This is a genomic window from Erwinia sp. (assembly GCF_049696395.1).
Taxonomy (GTDB): domain Bacteria; phylum Pseudomonadota; class Gammaproteobacteria; order Enterobacterales; family Enterobacteriaceae; genus Erwinia.
Window position 1 is genome coordinate 25,783 of record NZ_JBAVTT010000059.1, and the last position, 18,427, is coordinate 44,209.

Annotated in this window: 14 protein-coding genes; all 14 read left to right on the forward strand. The window is 48.4% G+C overall.

Going from position 1 to position 18,427, the window contains the following annotated elements:
* Positions 1–244 precede the first annotated feature (244 nt).
* The 14 genes from wbaP (at position 245) to galE (ending at position 18,240) form a co-directional block, all read left to right on the forward strand.
* Entirely contained in the window at positions 245–1,678 is a 1,434-nt protein-coding gene (gene wbaP / locus WCC56_RS08015) for an undecaprenyl-phosphate galactose phosphotransferase WbaP (RefSeq protein WP_424691867.1), read from the forward strand.
* 293 nt (positions 1,679–1,971) lie between these two features.
* A complete protein-coding gene (locus tag WCC56_RS08020; RefSeq protein ID WP_424691868.1) occupies positions 1,972–3,105 on the forward strand; it encodes a polysaccharide export protein in 1,134 nt (377 codons plus the stop codon).
* A gap of 15 nt (positions 3,106–3,120) precedes the next feature.
* Positions 3,121–3,555, forward strand: coding sequence for a protein tyrosine phosphatase (locus tag WCC56_RS08025; RefSeq protein ID WP_424691869.1), 435 nt, complete (start codon positions 3,121–3,123; stop codon positions 3,553–3,555).
* 12 nt (positions 3,556–3,567) lie between these two features.
* Positions 3,568–5,742 (forward strand): tyrosine-protein kinase Wzc, encoded by a 2,175-nt coding sequence (gene wzc, locus WCC56_RS08030; RefSeq protein WP_424691870.1) that lies wholly within the window; start codon positions 3,568–3,570, stop codon positions 5,740–5,742.
* A gap of 103 nt (positions 5,743–5,845) precedes the next feature.
* Complete coding sequence (locus WCC56_RS08035; RefSeq protein ID WP_424691871.1) at positions 5,846–6,760, forward strand: glycosyltransferase family 2 protein; 915 nt, start codon at positions 5,846–5,848, stop codon at positions 6,758–6,760.
* Positions 6,761–6,783: 23 nt separating this feature from the next.
* Positions 6,784–7,911 (forward strand): EpsG family protein, encoded by a 1,128-nt coding sequence (locus tag WCC56_RS08040; protein WP_424691872.1) that lies wholly within the window; start codon positions 6,784–6,786, stop codon positions 7,909–7,911.
* A gap of 68 nt (positions 7,912–7,979) precedes the next feature.
* Positions 7,980–9,035, forward strand: coding sequence for a glycosyltransferase family 4 protein (locus WCC56_RS08045; RefSeq protein WP_424691873.1), 1,056 nt, complete (start codon positions 7,980–7,982; stop codon positions 9,033–9,035).
* Positions 9,036–9,050: 15 nt separating this feature from the next.
* The gene (locus WCC56_RS08050; protein ID WP_424691874.1) at positions 9,051–9,851 is read left to right on the forward strand and encodes a glycosyltransferase; all 801 of its coding nucleotides are present in this window, start codon (positions 9,051–9,053) and stop codon (positions 9,849–9,851) included.
* A gap of 89 nt (positions 9,852–9,940) precedes the next feature.
* Complete coding sequence (locus WCC56_RS08055; protein ID WP_424691875.1) at positions 9,941–12,166, forward strand: phage tailspike protein; 2,226 nt, start codon at positions 9,941–9,943, stop codon at positions 12,164–12,166.
* A gap of 89 nt (positions 12,167–12,255) precedes the next feature.
* Positions 12,256–13,503 (forward strand): colanic acid biosynthesis pyruvyl transferase WcaK, encoded by a 1,248-nt coding sequence (gene wcaK, locus WCC56_RS08060; protein WP_424691876.1) that lies wholly within the window; start codon positions 12,256–12,258, stop codon positions 13,501–13,503.
* A gap of 4 nt (positions 13,504–13,507) precedes the next feature.
* Positions 13,508–14,731, forward strand: coding sequence for a glycosyltransferase (locus WCC56_RS08065; RefSeq protein ID WP_424691877.1), 1,224 nt, complete (start codon positions 13,508–13,510; stop codon positions 14,729–14,731).
* Positions 14,728–16,068: an MOP flippase family protein gene (locus WCC56_RS08070; protein WP_424691878.1), complete on the forward strand. Its 1,341-nt coding sequence runs from the start codon at positions 14,728–14,730 to the stop codon at positions 16,066–16,068. Before WCC56_RS08065 ends, WCC56_RS08070 begins: the two co-directional genes overlap by 4 nt.
* A 214-nt stretch (positions 16,069–16,282) precedes the next feature.
* A complete protein-coding gene (gene galF, locus WCC56_RS08075) occupies positions 16,283–17,179 on the forward strand; it encodes a UTP--glucose-1-phosphate uridylyltransferase GalF (protein ID WP_424691879.1) in 897 nt (298 codons plus the stop codon).
* Positions 17,180–17,226: 47 nt separating this feature from the next.
* Positions 17,227–18,240 (forward strand): UDP-glucose 4-epimerase GalE, encoded by a 1,014-nt coding sequence (gene galE / locus WCC56_RS08080; protein WP_424691880.1) that lies wholly within the window; start codon positions 17,227–17,229, stop codon positions 18,238–18,240.
* Positions 18,241–18,427: the final 187 nt, after the last annotated feature.

Sequence of the window (18,427 nt, forward strand, 5' to 3'; positions counted from 1 at the left end):
CAGCTACAAGCCAGGGGCGGTAGCGTGCCAGACCAGTAACGGGATGGCAAGCCAGGGTAACACTACCGTTGTTGTTGATTTTACATGTCAATTCTCTTGCCGCTCTGCCAGTTACGATGACCTTTAACACGACTCCCAAATACGTTTCCTGTGTAATAAATGACGTGAGTAAAAAACACGCAATTATTTTCAGTGGTGGAAATTAATAAATCACAGGCTTCCGAAGAAAAAATAAGAGTTAACTATGCGCGATATAGAGTTCACCTTTAAAGGGTTGTTAATTAAACTATCACTGGCTCTTTCAGATTTAGTCTTCTTTAATGCCTCTTTATTCATTGCAATCTTGTTGATTAATGCATTACCAGGAAATCTGCTGGATGATATTTCTCTGCAAGCCCTGCAGCTTAAAATAGCGACACATATTATTCTGTCTGTGGTCTGTATCTTTTGGTTCTGGGTTCGCCAGCGCCACTATACTTACCGCAAGCCTTTCTGGTTTGAGTTAAAAGAGATCTTCAGAACTATCCTGATATTCTCGGTCATTGATTTGTCGATTACCGCGTTGTCAAAATGGGAAATGTCCCGTTGGATTTGGGTCACAACCTGGATTCTGGCGTTAATCTTAATTCCAGTTGGCCGTGCCATTGTGAAGCGTGTTCTCCACCACTACGGTATGTGGAAACGCCAGACGATTATTATCGGTAGCGGCAAAAACGCGGAAGAGGCTTATCTGGCGCTGCAAAGCGAAGAGGTGATGGGTTTTGATGTTGTTGCCTTCTACGATGTTGATGGTACTACGCCAGCACCAGCCTTGTTTGGTATCCCTGTTGTTCGCGAAGAGAATTCGTTGTGGCAGATGGTGAACGGCGATACCCAGTTCATTGTTGCTGTTGAGTACGAGCAGAGTCAGTACCGCGATGTGTGGTTAAAAAATCTGGCGAAACACAATTGCCGTTCCGTTTCCGTGATACCTTCTTTACGTGGCGTTCCACTTTATGGCACGGATATGGCATATATCTTCAGCCATGAGGTGATGATCCTGCGAGTCAGTAATAATCTGGCGAAACGTACTTCACGCATCGTTAAACGCATGTTCGACATCGTGGGTGCGCTGAGCATCATCACCCTGTTGATGCCAGCCCTCGCTACGCTGATCTTTATGGTAGCCCGTGATGGTGGCAACCCAATCTATGGTCATGAACGCGTAGGGATGAACGGCCGTAAATTTAAATGCCTTAAATTCCGCTCTATGTGCGTCAACTCCAAAGAAGTGCTGGAGGAAGTCCTGCGCACCGACCCCATTGCCAGGGCTGAGTGGGATAAAGATTTCAAACTGAAAAATGATCCGCGTATTACTCGAATTGGTCACTTTATTCGTAAAACCAGTCTGGATGAATTGCCGCAGTTGTGGAACGTGGTGCGTGGCGAGATGAGTCTGGTTGGACCGCGTCCGGTAATTGAAGATGAGCTGGAGCGCTACGCGGGTGATGTGGATTACTACTTTATGGCTAAACCTGGTATGACCGGTTTGTGGCAGGTAAGTGGCCGTAATGATGTCGATTACGAAACTCGTGTTTACTTTGACTCCTGGTATGTAAAGAACTGGTCACTGTGGAACGATATCGCCATTCTTTTCAAAACGGTTGGTGTTGTTTTGAAACGCGATGGGGCTTATTGACAGGGGCGTTGTCCCGTCAAAAACGGGGCGAGATTTGTCGGCTCGCCCCGGTATTCAAAAGTGTCTTTTGACTGCTAACTGTCATTGACTTGCGAGCTAAACAAACTTTTTTTTGATGAATGTTAAGCGTCGGCTTTAATCAATCCGGCAAGACATAAAAAAGGATAGGGAGTTAAAGATAATGACTGACAGTTACAGTGTTTGAACAGTTGCTTCACCTTATTCATTTTGCATGACGCTACACAGCGGCGGACTCGCCACTATCAATCAATTTACTGATAGCGAAGAACCAGATGATCACAATCAAAACGAAATTGATACCCCTGTTGGTATCTGCAGCACTCCTTTCCGGATGTACCGTCGTTCCGGGTAATTCACTTTCCACCAGCGGCAAAGATGTCATTAAGCAGCAGGACAGCGACTTCGATATTGATAAATACGTCAACGTCTTTCCTATGACGCCTGGTCTGGTTGAGCAAATGCGACCAAAACCGGTCGTAGCGCAACCTAATCCAGCGTTGCAGAATGAATTACAAAGTTATGACTACCGTATTGGTGTGGGCGACGTACTGACGGTTACCGTCTGGGACCACCCAGAGTTGACCACGCCTGCTGGCCAGTATCGTAGCGCCAGCGACACCGGTAACTGGGTTCACTCTGATGGCACCATCTTCTATCCTTATATCGGACGCGTTCGTGTAACGGGTCGTACGGTTCAGGAAGTGCGTAATGAAGTGGCTAATCGGTTGGCGCAGTACATCGAAAGTCCGCAGGTTGATGTCAGCATCGCTTCGTTCAAATCACAGAAAACGTATGTGACCGGTGAAGTGACCACATCAGGTCAGCAGCCGATCACCAACGTTCCTCTGACTATCCTTGATGCCATTAACGCGGCCGGCGGCCTGACCGCTAACGCTGACTGGCGTAACGTTGTGCTGACGCACAATGGCAAGGAAATCCCTATTTCTCTGCAGGCGCTGATGCAAAATGGCGACCTGTCCCAGAACCATCTGCTTTATCCGGGCGATATTCTCTACGTTCCGCGCAACGACGATCTGAAAGTCTTTGTGATGGGCGAAGTGAAGCAGCCAGCTACCCTGAAAATGGATCGTAGCGGCATGACGCTGGCTGAAGCGCTGGGTAATGCGCAGGGAATGGATCAGACAACCTCAGATGCTACCGGAGTCTTCGTTATCCGTAAGATCTCAGGAACGAATCGTAAAAAGATTGCCAACATTTATCAGCTAAATACCAAAGATGCTTCGGCGATGGTGATGGGCTCAGAATTCCAGCTGCAACCTTATGACATCGTTTACGTGACCTCTACGCCACTGACTCGTTGGAACCGCGTTATTTCGCAGTTGGTCCCAACTATCAACGGCCTCTACGATGCAACACGTAACGTACAAACCATTCATAACTGGTAATGGCCGGGGAACATTATGATTAATTCAATCTTAGTGGTCTGTGTCGGAAACATCTGCCGCTCTCCCACCGGGGAGCGGTTACTCAAATCGTCACTGCCAGATAAAAAAATCGCTTCAGCCGGGCTTGGTGCCATGGTGGGCGAGGCGGCCGATGGGACAGCAAGCAGCGTTGCCGATCAACACGGGGTCTCTCTGGATGGGCACGTTGCCCAACAGCTGACCTCGGGCATGTGCCGGGATTATGATCTGATCCTGGTGATGGAAAAGAAACATGTTGATTTGGTCAACCGCATCAACCCTTCCGTACGTGGCAAGACCATGTTATTTGGCCACTGGCTTAACCAACAGGAAATAGCGGATCCCTATAAGAAAAGCCGCGAAGCCTTTGAAGCCGTGTACGGAATACTCGAAAACGCTGCCCAGAAATGGGTCAACGCATTAAGCCGATAGCTGAGAATATCAATGAATATGAAAAGTAAGTCACCTTCAGCGCTCAAAGAGGATTCCAATGGATGGGATCTGGCGCATCTCATGGGGCAACTGATTGACCATCGTTGGGCTATTGTAGCCGTTACGTCTTTCTTCCTGCTGTTGGGCGTGCTTTACAGCTTGTTCGCCACACCGATTTACAGTGCTGATGCGTTGGTTCAGGTTGAGCAAAAAAGCCCGAACACCGTATTGAATCAGCTGGCTGAATTGCCTAGTCAACCGGCTTCGGCAACGGAAGTTGAGATTATTCAGTCCCGTATGGTGGTGGGTAAGACCGTCGATGATTTAGGTCTGGACGTGTTGGTTCAGCAGGACTTCCTGCCCGTTATTGGTCAGGGTCTGTCGCGCCTGATGGGGAATAAGCCGGAGCATGTGGCGGTTTCCCGCCTGACCCTGCCGACGGCCTGGGACGAAAAATCTCTGACTATCACTATCGATGGTCCGGACAGTTACACCGTTTCTAAAGACGGTGATGACCTGTTCAAGGGGAAAACTGGTCAGTTTGAGCAGCAGAAGGACGTCTCAATTCTGGTTAGCGGAGTGGATGCTGAGCCTGGCACGACCTTCACCGTGACTAAGTTGTCTGAACTGGCAGCCATTAAAATGGTTGTGGATAACCTGGCCGTGGCGGATAAGGGCAAAGATACTGGCGTAATGGGGCTGGCCTATACCGGCGAAGACCCGGTGCTGATCAGCCAGATTCTGGATTCCGTGGTCAACAACTATCTTCTGCAGAACGTGCAGAACAAGTCCCAGGAAGCAGAAAAGAGCCTTGAGTTCCTGAAGCACCAACTGCCAATGGTTCGTGGCAAGCTGGATGAAGCCGAAGATAAGCTCAACACCTACCGCCGCGCGAATGACTCTGTTGATATGTCGCTGGAGGCCAAGTCTGCACTGGACTCTTCCGTCAACATTCAGAGCCAGTTAAACGAACTGACGTTCCGCGAAGCTGAAGTGTCTCAGCTCTTCACCAAAGATCACCCTACTTACCGCGCGCTGTTAGAAAAACGCCAGACGCTGCTGGATGAGCAGAAAAAGCTGAACCAGAAAATTGGCGGCATGCCGCAGACCCAACAGGATATCGTGCGTCTGACGCGTGATGTTCAGGCAGGTCAGGAAATCTACATGCAGTTGCTGAACCGCCAGCAGGAGCTGAGCATCAGCAAAGCCAGTACGGTTGGTGATGTGCGTATTGTTGACCATGCGGCTACGGCTTCAAAACCTGTTGCGCCTAAGAAATCGCTGATCATTCTGGCCAGCATGGTTCTTGGCCTGCTGGTATCGGTTGGTTTCGTTCTGCTGAAAGCGTTGTTCCACCACGGCATTTCAAGCCCGGACCAGTTGGAAGAGATGGGCATGAACGTGTATGCGAGCGTGCCGCTTTCCGAATGGCAGCGTAAGAAAGATGCTGAAGCGTTGGCGAAGGGCGGGTTGAAGACCAAGGCCGATCCACGCAATACCTTGCTGGCATTGGGTAACCCGACCGACCTTTCTATCGAAGCCATTCGTAGCCTGCGTACCAGCCTGCACTTTGCGATGATGGAAGCGAAAAACAACATTCTGATGATCACCGGTGCAAGCCCTGGAATCGGTAAGACCTTTATCTGTTCTAACCTGGCAACGCTGCTGGCGAATGCCGGTCAGAAAGTTCTGTTTATCGATGGAGACATGCGTCGTGGCTATACCCACGAGTTGCTTGGTGTGCACAGCAAAACGGGTCTGTCCGATGTCCTGTCAGGTAAAACACCGTTCTCCGACCAGCTTATTCACCGCGGTGAGTTTGGCTTTGATTTCCTTCCACGTGGTCAGGTACCGCCAAACCCGTCTGAGTTGCTGATGCATGACCGCATGAATGTCTTGCTTGAGTGGGCGAGTAAAAACTATGACCTGGTGTTGATCGATACCCCACCGGTGTTGGCAGTAACCGACGCAACCATTATTGGTAAGCTTGCCGGAACCTCGCTGATGGTGGCTCGTTTTGAAACCAACACCACGAAAGAGCTGGATATCAGCTACAAGCGATTCGCGCAGAACGGGATTGATATTAAAGGCGTGATCCTCAACGCCGTGGTGCGTAAAGCCGCTAATGCTTATGGTTATGGGTATGACTACTATAACTACAGCTATAAAGGCGACAGCAAAAGTTAATGTCTAAAAAGAGGAACTTTCAGCCAAAAGCTGCGAGTTCCTCTGCATTTAAAGCTTCCACTATTTCAGGCTGTTTTGTGAAACGTTTAAAAGGTGCCTTGCAATGAAGGATATTTTCTTCTCTATCGTCATTCCTGCTTATAATGCATCAGAATCTATCGTCACTACGCTGGACTGTGTGAAAGCGCAGAGCCATAAAAACTTTGAAGTAATCATTGTTGATGATAAATCTGCTGATGCTGAAAAGCTTGCTGAAGTGGTAAACAGCGAGCGATACAGTGAACTGGCAATAAATTTGGTTTTATCACAGATCAAATTGAACGGAGCAGGGGCCAGAAACAAAGGTATCGATCTCGCTACCGGCGACTATGTGTGCTTTCTTGATGCAGATGATGAATGGCATCAGGACAAGCTGCTTGAAAGCGCTAAAAAAATTACGCAGTTACTGTCCCAGGGTAAAGACCGGTTTGTACTTTACAGCCAGGTGAATATCATTCAGGACGGTACCTTCTTAAAAGTGATGCCGCTGAATCTGCCTTCAACTAAAGAAAGCATTGCTGAATATTTGTTTGGTTGCTACGGATTCATTCAGACCAGCACCATTGTGTTGAAGCGTGAACATGCTGCGGAAGTGAAGTTCGATGACCGCTTTATTCGTCATCAGGATTATGATTTTTGTATTCGCGCCGATAAAAATGGGTTTGAGTTCATTATGATCGATCAGCCGTTGGCTAACTATCATATGACCAGTTCGTTCAACTCAAGTCACAAAGGTGAATCGGTCAAATATTCTACATTCTGGCTGGAAAGCATGAGTCCTTATCTGAGTAAGCGTGATGTCTACACTTACAAAGCTTATAAGCTGCCACTGCGATATAAAATGGATGGCAAAGTACTCCATGCAAGCCTGAGTTTTGCACAATACTTCTTCCTGACAAACAAAGGCAATCGCGATTATTTCATTGGTCGAATAAAACAAAAGCTCTCAGAGCGAATTTCAAAAAAACAGACCAATTAGAATAATAAAACTGGCGGAATAAGATGGAAATATATTGGATAATAAGTTACAGCATTATGGCATGCTGTATTTTTGAATTAGCAGCAATTAATCAACTGAATGACACCCGGATCAGACGCTTTACGGTCTTCTTATTCTTCATTTGTACGATGTTGTTGATCTTCTTTGGCGGCATACGCGGTTTCAACTCCGGTATGGATGATCATCAATACCTCGGTTTTTATCATGACTTTTACTCTCAGTTACAGGTGACGCATTACGACGCCATCACTGATATCTATCGTTATGAAAAGCTGTTTATGGTGCTTGCCTGGGCCTTCCAGTTAATCACCAAAGAAAGCTACTACTTCCTGTTCCTGATTTGTTTGATTGCGGTCACAACAAATGCCTGGATTTATAAAAAATATTCACCGCTTCTGCTCGTTTCTCTTTGTTTATACTCTGCTCACCTGTTTATCAACAAGGATATGAACCAAATAAGGTTCGGGTTATCCAGTGCGTTTGCCGTTGCGTTTGTCTGTACGCTCGCTACGCGAAAGTATTGGGCTGCCGCGCTGTTCTTCCTTTTGAGCACACAGTCGCACGCCACGGGATATACCATTATTCTGGTGTTACCTTTCCTGTTTTTGCGGGAAAGAAAGTATCTTCCGCTGTTCATGCTGTGCTGCTCCATCCCGCTGGGTCTGATTGGTGGTAAGAAGTTGTTCCTCGATTCATTGGGTATCGTACCGGGATTGGGTGAACGAGCAACCAGCTATAGCGGAACAAACTTTGATGCTGCGGCGCCGGTCTTTGGGCTGGCCAACCTGAAAAATATAGCCTTTATCTTCGCGTTCACGATTTACTACTTCCGTGACGGGATAAAGAAAGAAGATCATCTGGTCTATATCTTGCTGATTACCTATACGTTAGGCGCAGCAATCCGTATTACCTTCTCCGACTTTACTATTTTCGGCGGCAGGGTAGGGAATCTTTTCTTGCATACGGAGCCATTATTGCTTGCCTATACCATGGTCAGAATACGAAATATATTGATTAACTTCGCGCTGCTGTTTGGCCTGACATCCTATTACTTATATTACAATACGCTTCTCTCTGTGCAGTCCATTCAGGGGTATAGCGTTGCACCGGTCTTTAGAATTTTTGGCTAAAGTCGGAAAGGTAAAGAGTGATATAAACCCTGGTGCTCTGGGCTGAATTTATTAACAGGATGATTTAAATGTACAAGTTATTAATTCTCATCGACGGCATTGCGAACAGTGGGGGTACCGACCGGGTGGCCAGTACGCTTTCCAGCCTCATGAGCAACAATAATTATGATGTGACTTTGTTCTCACTGAAAAAGGGCGCGCCATATTATCCAACCGACGCCAAAGTGAAAATTCGGTATGCTGAATCATCCGTCCGTGTTTTGAAGCTCCTTGAGTTTGTCCGCTATGCCAAAAAAGTCAGGCACGACGGCATTATGATCATCTCAATGGGTAAGCTCTCGGTACAGTCTCTGTTGCCATTGAAGCTCTTTGGGGTTAAATCGAAGCTCATTTGCTGTGACCACGTTTCAATTGAAACTTTTGGTTCATCCTTACGTAAACTAAAAGTGTTTTGCTACCGACTGGCAGATAAAGTTGCGGTATTGACCGAGCATGATAAACAGTATCTCGAGAGTCAGTACGGGGTTAAAAATGTGCATGTAATGCGCAATATTTCGCCGTTCCACAGTGAAAATAACGGCATTAGCTTCGATGAAATGTTCGACCAAAAGCAGAATAAGGTTCTCGCTGTAGGCCGACTGACCTATCAAAAAAATTTCGATCGTATGCTCGACGTCTGGCAGAAGGTTAATAAGCAGGGTTGGAAACTTCAGATCGTCGGCGATGGTGAAGAAAAGGCCGACCTGCTGCAAAAAATTAAACGCTATCAACTTGAAGACAGCACTGAAATCGTCAGTCCGAGCAAACAGATCAATGAATATTACCGTTCGGCTGGCCTGATTATCATGACTTCACGCTACGAAGGTTTGCCGATGGTGTTAATCGAAGCGAAGAATTTTGCCTTACCCGCAGTGGCTTTCGATTGTAAAACCGGGCCTGCCGAAGTCATTAAAGACGATGGCTACGTCATCGATTATCAAAATAATGACGATTTTGTTGTTCAGCTTAACGGGCTTATTGGCGATGAAGTGAAGAGAAAAGCCTTCGCGCAGGCGGCCTGGCGTAATTCAGAAAATTACGGGCCGCAGCTGATCCTGCAAAAGTGGAATGACATCCTGAACTAAGAAGAAGAAAAAACTATGTTTTCAGTCCTTATTTCGCTCTATAACCGAGAAAAAGCAGAAAATCTGGAGCAGTGCCTGCAAAGTCTTCAGCAGCAGACCCTGCTGGCTGATGAAATTGTGTTGGTCTACGACGGCCCTGTCGGGGATGACCTGAAAGCCGTTGTGGAAAAATGGGCGCAGACGCTGCCGATTATTGTTCTCCCCCTGGCTAAAAATATCGGATTAGGCAAGGCGCTGAACGCCGGACTAGAGCGCTGTACCCACAATATCGTTGCCCGCATGGATACGGACGATATCTGCCTGCCAGAGCGCTTTGCAAAGCAAATTCCCTATATGGAGGCGCATCCTGACGTCACGTTGTTAGGCGCGGCAGTGATTGAATTTGATGAACATGGCAATGAAAGACTGAAGCGACTCCCCCTTGGCAATGACGAAATCCGTCATTTCGCCAGAATGAAAAACCCCTTCAATCATATGTGTGTCGTCTTCCGTAAGGATAAAGTGATTGAGGCTGGAAGCTACCAGCATCACCTGTTTATGGAAGACTATAACCTGTGGTTGAGAATGCTTTCACTGGGTTACCCGGTGGCTAACCTGCATGACATCCTGATGAAGGTCAGAGCGGGTAGCGACATGGTCGATAAGCGTCGCGGAATGACCTATATCAAAAGTGAAATCCAACTTTACAGCCTCAAAATGAAACTTAAGCAGACCAGTCTCATCAATGGCACGCTTTATTTTCTGATCCGTACCTCGACACGCGTCATGCCAGTAAAAGTGATGAGATTTCTCTACGAAAAAGACCGTAAAGGATAAGTTAATACTAGCTAATCCGTGTGTATCTGAATTGGCAAATACTTCTGGATGTTCAGTACAAATACATTCACTTAATCACGGAAATATGTATGAAACGCAGAGAATTAATCCGAACCGCATTTTCATCTATCGTAGCAACCGCGGCTTTAAGCTCCTTACCCCTCAGCGCGCGTAGCGAAGAGCTGGATCAGGTAAAGCTGAAGAAAGTACCGGCAGATGCCATACCCAAAAGTGACGTTCCGATTTTTTCGCCTGATGATGTGTTTACCATGCCTGAGCAGTTCTGGCGTGACTTCAACGGAAAGTTGTATATCGGCAAAGCGGGCACCGACCCGACCAAGCCACAGAATCTGGTTGACGTTTTCTTTAAAAATGCCAACGGCGACGTTGGGCTGATCCAGCAGCCTATCTCCCTGAACAGCGCGACACTGAAAAAGTTTATAGCCCAGAAGGGCGCCTTATGGTCCGACAGCGAATATTCTATGGCGCTGCATAACGACAGTGATGAGCAGCTCTTCTATGTTCCCGACGTCAAGAATGATGGCGGGGCTGAATTCAGCCGACGGCTTGCGCAGCCTGCAGGCTATCAGCTGATTGGTGAAATTGAATCATTCGACGCGTTGCGTCAGACTCGCCCGCTTTTTGAAGGGGCAAAAGTGCGTCTTAAGGGCTGGCATAACGGTGCTGAAACCGGTGGCGGCGCGTTCGTCGGCTCTTTGACTGCGGCAAGCGATGACAGTGGCTATATTGCCTCGTCTGATAAAGGTTTCCACTGGCGTCGTGTCAGCGACGATCTTAACCGCATTACCCTGTTCGATTTCGGGGCCATAGCGGATGGAAAAACAGACAGTTTGCCAGCCGTTGTTGCTATGTATAACTGGGCACAAAATAACAATCAAAGACTGACAATCCAGTTCCCGGCCGGGACTTTCTTTATCTCCTCTTTTGATATCGCCGATAAATATATCCGCTTCTTCCGTCTTGCCGGTGCTCCAGTCAACTTTGGCTATTTCCCGGCAACGACACTCGTTTCTGATGGAAAATCTGAGTCGCTGTTCAAAATAAATGCCCGTTGGGTTGAGATCAGTAACATCAGTTTCGATGGCCAGTGTGACGATCGTCCAAACACGCAGGGCTTTTTCCATAACACTTGTCCTGCCGGACAATACTTCCGCGGTTCATCTCTGCGCTTTATCAATGTCGGGGGCGTTTCACTGAGCCTGATTGACACCCTCGATTGTAAAATTGACCAGTGGTACGCCAGCAAATGTACCGGTGACGTGATCAAAGCCACCTGGTCATTAACCAAAAAAGGCAACTGGGATCACAGTACTGCCATCGAACTGTCAAACTTCAATGTTCAACATTGTAAGCAGGGTAAGGTGCTGAATTTACCCCGCTGTACGCAATCAATCATTCATAATGGCTGGATCGAACATTGCGACTACCCTGGCGATATTTCTAATGGCCAGTGGATCGTCGATGCGCTAAGTATTGAAGGGTGTAAAAATCCGCTGATTGCCCACTTCTGCCGGTTCAATATGCGTCAGACTAACCTTCAGTCAGGCAGCTGGATTGATAATTCTCAGGTGGGCGACGAATGGCTTAATACCTTCGAGCGCGGCTCCACTCGTGTTGAATCTTACGGCATCGCTGTCGACGGCAGCATGAAGTACACCTACCTGACTTCCCGTTTCCGCCTTGAAAATCACAGCAATCAGGAAAAATGGGTTCAGCTAGGAAATATTCACACGCCGGACGTGGGTGATAGCTGGGAAATAGAAGTGTTCGGCCAGTCTCAGTTCAGTAACGGCACCACTAAAGATCCGCTGAAAGACGTCGTCAACGATCGAAATACCGGGGGCAGTGCTTTCATCACTCTCCAGCGTAAAGTGCATGGATTTGAAGCGAGTTGGCACGCCGAGGGCAGCAGCCCGATTTCGGATGTGATGTACACCACCGCCCAAGATGCGAATACCAAAGTCTTCGTAAAACTGAAAGGCTGGCTGGGTGCGGCGGGTGTGCTGATCAAAACCACCGCTAAAGACCGTTTTGCCACCGGACAGTGCGCCCGCTTCGACAGCCATATGGGGGCAGATAACCCACCGCAAGGCGATACGACGCAGCGCGCGGCAAATCGTTTTTCCCTGCATAACGGTAAGGCAGGCATTGGCGCCAATGAGCAGGGTGATTTACTGGTTAAATCCCGGCATTTGGCGGCAGATCAGGTTGAGACGTCTCAACCGCAAGGCTATATCTCAATGGTGGTGAACGGGCAACAGGTCGCGGTGCCTTACTTCGCTTTGAAGGGATAATGTGTTGTTTTTAGGATAAGTACGCTTAATTGTTAACGCAGATTAGTTAATAATAAATTGTAAAATTACAAAAAAACTTGTGGGGTTTTATGAAGATTTTGTTGGTTGGCAATCACACCTGCGGGAACCGTGGTGATGGTGCTATTTTACGTGGGATTATTGATTCGCTTAACCTCGCAAGGAACGACATTCAGATTGATGTAATCAGCCGTTATCCCACCAGTTCGGGCTATTTGTTGCAACAAGAGATTCAGCCTGATGAGCTGTTCCTCGAAGCACAAAAAACCAACAAGCTGAGTGACAAAGTTAAACGCCGCTTGATGCCGAAGATCATGATGGCGCACATCAGCGGTAAAGGCATTTTCAAGTCATTTGCCGTGCCTAAATATCTTCAGGAATTTACTAATAAGCTGAAGCAGTACGACGCGATTATTCAGGTTGGCGGTTCTTTCTTCGTCGATTTATATGGTCCGTTGCAGTTTGAGCATTCGCTCTGTGCTTTGCTGGCAAAGAAACCGATCTATCTGATTGGTCACAGTGTTGGGCCTTTCCAGAAAGAAAGATTCAATGAGATTGCTAACTTTGTCTTTGCCCGGGTCGATAGCCTGGTGCTGCGTGAAAGCGTCAGCCTGAAGATGATGAAAGAAAGCAATATCACCACTGAAAAGGTTCAGTCAGGTGCGGATACGGCATTTCTTGTGCGCGCGCGTGAAATTGAACAGCCAAGCCATAACCTGATTCACTGGAAAAACCTGGTCGCGTCCAGCAAAACGGTGGCGATCACCGTTCGTGAATTAGCGCCTTTTGATAAACGCCTTGGTGTAACGCAGCAAGAGTATGAAATCGCCTTTGCTAAAGTGATTAATGCTGTTATTGAAAGGGGCTATCAGGTCGTTGCGCTGTCAACCTGTACCGGTATTGACAGCTACCATAAGGATGACCGTATGGTAGCGATGACGCTCAGCGATCACGTCATTCAAAAAGATAAATATCATGTCATCATGGATGAGTTTAACGATCTTGAATTAGGGATCCTTTTGGGACAAAGCCATTTAACCATTGGCACTCGTCTACACTCTGCAATCATTTCCATGAACTTTGGTACTCCAGCCGTAGCGATTAACTATGAACACAAATCGCTCGGTGTTATGAATCAGCTTGGCCTGCCAGAAATGGCAACGGACGTGAAAAGTCTGATGGATGGCAGCATCATTGCAAAAGTTAACGCTATTCTCGACAACTATGATGAAGTCAAACAGCAGGTAAATAATGCCGTTGAGCAGGAGCGGATCCTGGGGAACAAAATTACCGAAGACGTCGTCAAGATTTTAGGGTGAATCGATGAAACTAACCTTTTTCACAATGCGATTTCCGGTGTCTTCAGAAACCTTCGTTCTGAACCAGGTCACGCATTTTATTGACAGTGGCTATGATGTTGAAATCATCTCGGTGTTTCCTGGCGATTTGGTAAACCGGCATGGTGCGTTTGACCGCTACAATCTGGCAGAAAAAACGCACTATCTGTTGCCTGAGGAAAAGACCAATAATGCGGAGAAGCTGAAGCAGCGACTGCAGATTGTTCTGCCTAAAATCCTCAGCGCTAAGACGTTTAAATCGTTCAATATTGGGCGCTACGGTGCCCAGTCCAGCAAGCTGTTGCTGCCGGCGATTGTTGCCAACGCTAAGCAAGTTTTTACCGCTGACATTTTCCTGGTGCACTTCGGCTATGCCGGTGCACTGGCGAACAAGCTCCGCGAGCTGGGTGTATTTCGTGGCAAGCAGGTGACCGTGTTCCATGGAGCGGATATTTCACGCCGCCATATTCTGGAAGAGCACAAGCAGGACTATAAAAATCTCTTTAATCATACCGAGATGCTGCTGCCAATCAGCCATCTCTGGGAGAAGAAGCTGATTTCAATGGGCTGCCCGCCGGAAAAAATTCACGTCATTCGTATGGGCATTGAACCTGAACTGTTCAACCTGCAGGTTCGCACTGCGCTTCATACTCCTCTGCGTATCCTTTCCGTTGCTCGTCTTACTGAGAAGAAAGGCCTGGGCATAGCCGTTGACGCCTGTAAGTACCTTAAGGCGGCAGGGGCTGACTTCAAATACACCATTATTGGCTATGGTGATATGGAAGAAGAGCTGCGCAATACCATTCGCACCTCTAATCTGGAAGACTGCGTGGAGCTGGTCGGCTTTAAGCCTCAGGAAGAGATCAAACGCTACCTGGATGAGTCCGATATCTTCCTGCTGCCTTCGTTGACGGCAGCAGATGGCGATATGGAAGGGATCCCCGTTGCGCTGATGGAAGCTATGGCGGTAGGTCTGCCGGTGGTCTCTACGCTTCACAGCGGTATCCCCGAGCTGATTGAAAACAACGTCTCGGGCTGGCTTGCTCCGGAAGGGGATGCCAAAGCGCTCAGTGAGATCCTTCTGAAGCTGGCGAAAGGCGATGTGGACGTAGCGCCGGTCGTTGCGGCAGCCAGGGCGAAAGTTGAAAAAGAATTTAACCAGCATATTGCCTATCAGCAACTGGCTAAATTATTGGAGCAACTTGCGTGAGCGGTTTAAAAAATCAGGCAGCGTGGCTTTTTGGCGGTACCTGTTTTGCTGCGGTATTGCAGGTCGTTCAGCTTGGCGTGCTTGCCCGAAAGTTGGAAACGCATGAGCTGGGCATCCTTGCAATCATCAACGCCATTTTAGCCGTCGCGATGGTGCTGCAGGATATGGGCATGAGCAGTTATATTGTGCACCGGCAGAATATAACCCGCAAAGAACAGAGCACGATATATTGGGTAAACGTATTACTGAGTTTGCTCACTGGCCTGCTGTTAATTGCTATAGCCTGGCCGATTGCGCATTTTTATCATATCCCGCAGTTGACGGGACTGATTATGCTGACAAGTATTAACTTTCTTATACTGGGTTCGCTTTCGCAGTATCAGGCGCACTTTATTAAAGCTAAGCGGATGGTCCTGCTGGCTAAAATAGAGATGGTGACCAAACTGTTTGCCTTCCTGTTTACTGTCGGGCTGATCTACTACACCACACTTAACGTGTCTGCCGTGATTTTGGGGCTGTTTGCCAATGCCGCGATGCGCGTAGCCTGCATGATTTGGTTTGGTGAGAAATCCTGGCGCCCAACGTTTGAGTTTGATAAGCCAACTTTCTTCAGTTCATTGAAGTACGGCGTTTATCAGCTGGGTTCTCAAACCATCAACCAGCTTCGTACCCAGGCCGACTCCCTGATTGTCGGTAAAGTGATGGGGGCGGATATGCTCGGTGTCTACTCGCTGGCTAAAGAGTTGGTGCTGCAGCCGCTTAAACTGGTTACGCCGGTAATCAATCGCCTTGCGCTGCCGCGCTTTGCTGAGAAGCAGCATGACCCTGAGCAGCTGAAGAAGTTGTTCCTGAAGGGAACGCTGGCGATTATGCTGTTTAGCAGCCTGATTTACTTAGGTATCGGCATCCTTTCCCCAGTCATTGTTCGGGTTCTTTACGGCTCGTCCCATGAGGCGGTAGCGCATCTGATCCCTCTGATGCTGCTGTTCGGCATGCTGCGCCCTATGGGGGGATTGACCGGATCTATCTCGCAGGCAAACGGCCGGACTAACGTCGAGTTCTACTGGAACATCGTGGCGAGTCTGATTGTGGTGGCGGTACTGGCGACGACGTGGATCTATCCAAACGTGTGGTATGTAGCGCTGACGTTGTCGATTTCACAGGTGCTGATTTCTGCCTTTGCTCATCCGTTCTTTATCAAACCGGTGATAGGCATCCCATTCTTACCTTATGCCCGTCAGTGGATGTCGGTGGCGGTGGTGTTTGTCGGGATTATGGCGCTAGTGAGCTACTTCAATCTATTTGTCCGACCTGAATGGTTTGTCGGTTGGCTTTAATCCTAAAAGAGGCATTTTGATAACAAGGCGACCGCTTCGGCAGTCGCCTTTTTTATTTTAAAAGCTCAGCAGGTTCAGCAAGATGCGCTCTAAAAAAGGCTGGCAGATTTATTGACCCGCCGCTGCTAAATTTTCAGATTAAGATTATACTTGTGAATCATCTCTTTAATGCATAATCGTTGAACGTTTTTTACTTCATTTATATGGAAAAAATATGACCAAGCTTAAAGCAGTTATCCCCGTTGCGGGTCTGGGTATGCACATGCTCCCTGCTACAAAAGCCATTCCAAAAGAAATGTTGCCGATCGTCGACAAGCCGATGATTCAGTACATCATCGATGAGTGCGTTGCAGCAGGGATCAAGGAAATTGTTCTGGTCACCCACGCGTCCAAGAATGCGGTTGAAAACCATTTTGACACTTCCTATGAACTGGAAGCGCTGCTGGAAGCCCGCGTTAAGCGTTCGCTTCTGAGCGAAGTAAAATCGATCTGTCCTCCGGGCGTGACGATTATGAACGTGCGCCAGCCGCAGCCGCTGGGCCTGGCAAACTCCATCCTGTGCGCGCGTCCTATGCTGCACGATGAAGCTTTCGTGGTTGTGCTGCCAGACATCCTGCTGGATGACTCTACAGCTGACCCACTGCGTTACAACCTGGCCGCAATGGTTGCTCGTTATGAAGAGACCAAGCGCAGCCAGGTGCTGGTGCACCATATGCCAGAAGCCGATCTGTCTGAGTACTCGGTTATCAAAACCAAAGAGACACTGGATCACCCAGGCCAGGTCAGCCAGATTGTGGACTTCGTAGAAAAACCAGAACAGCCACAGAAGCTGGATTCCGACCTGGCTGCGGTAGGCCGTTATGTGCTGTCTGCAGATATCTGGAATGAGCTGGAAAACCTTGAGCCAGGCGCCTGGGGACGTTACCAGCTGACGGATGCCATCGCCAACCTCGCCAAGAAACAACCCGTTGATGCGCACCAACTTTCCGGCACAAGCTTTGACTGCGGCCGTAAACTGGGATATATGAAAGCCTTCGTATCCTGGGGTCTGAGAAACAACGCGCAGGGTCGTGATTTCCGCGAGTCGATCAAAGCAATCCTGGCTAAATAATCCGCATCTGAACGTAGCCACGCTCTGCGTGGTTGCAAGGAGTCAACATGGCTATTTTAGTAACGGGCGGAGCTGGTTACATTGGTTCCCACACGGTGCTTACGCTGTTACAGCGTGGCGACGACGTTGTAGTACTGGATAACCTGAGCAATGCTTCACGTGAATCTGTCAACCGGGTCGAGAAACTGGCAGGGAAGACGGCAACATTTTGCGAAGGTGATATCCTGGATCGTGCCTGTTTACGCGATCTGTTTGCCCAGCACGATATTTCTGCGGTCATTCACTTTGCCGGTCTGAAAGCCGTAGGCGAATCCACACGTATGCCGCTGGAGTATTACCAGAACAACGTCACCGGAACGCTGGTTCTGCTGGAAGAGATGCGTGCAGCTGGCGTAAACCAGTTCATTTTCAGCTCTTCTGCGACAGTCTACGGTGCCGATGCGCCTGTACCTTACGTAGAGACCACGCCAATCGGCGGCACGACCAGCCCTTACGGCACGTCGAAGCTGATGGTGGAATTCATTCTGCGGGACTACGCGAAAGCAAATCCAGATTTCAAAACCATCGCACTGCGTTACTTCAACCCAGTGGGTGCGCATGAGTCTGGTCAGATTGGCGAAGATCCAAACGGTATTCCAAATAACCTGCTGCCTTACATCGCGCAGGTTGCTATTGGGCGTCTGGAAAAGCTCGGTATCTTTGGCGGTGATTACCCAACCAAAGATGGCACCGGTGAACGCGACTACATCCACGTGATGGATTTGGCCGAAGGTCACCTGAAAGCGCTGGATCATATTGGTCAGGTTGAAGGTTACAAAGCCTATAACCTGGGTGCCGGAGTAGGGTATTCAGTGCTGGAAATGGTGAAGGCGTTTGAGAAAGCTGCCGACCGTGAGATCCCTTACCAGATCTCGCCACGCCGTGCTGGTGACCTTGCTGCGTTCTGGGCCGATGCTTCACTGGCTGACAAAGAGCTGAACTGGCGTGTCTCCCGTGGTATCGATGCAATGATGCGCGATACCTGGAACTGGCAGAGCAAGAACCCTAACGGCTACCGTTAATCCCTTCATGCCGACGGTTTTCAACTAAACTCCCTAACGGGAGTTTTTTGCTTTTGACTGACGCATAAAAAGTGAGCGACAGACAGAAAATCAGCAGATTTCTCGGCAAAAAATGGGGTTTTGGTGACAGGTTAGTATGAGATCCGCGGCGGATTTTGATATCCTGCTACGCGCTAAACTAAGAATA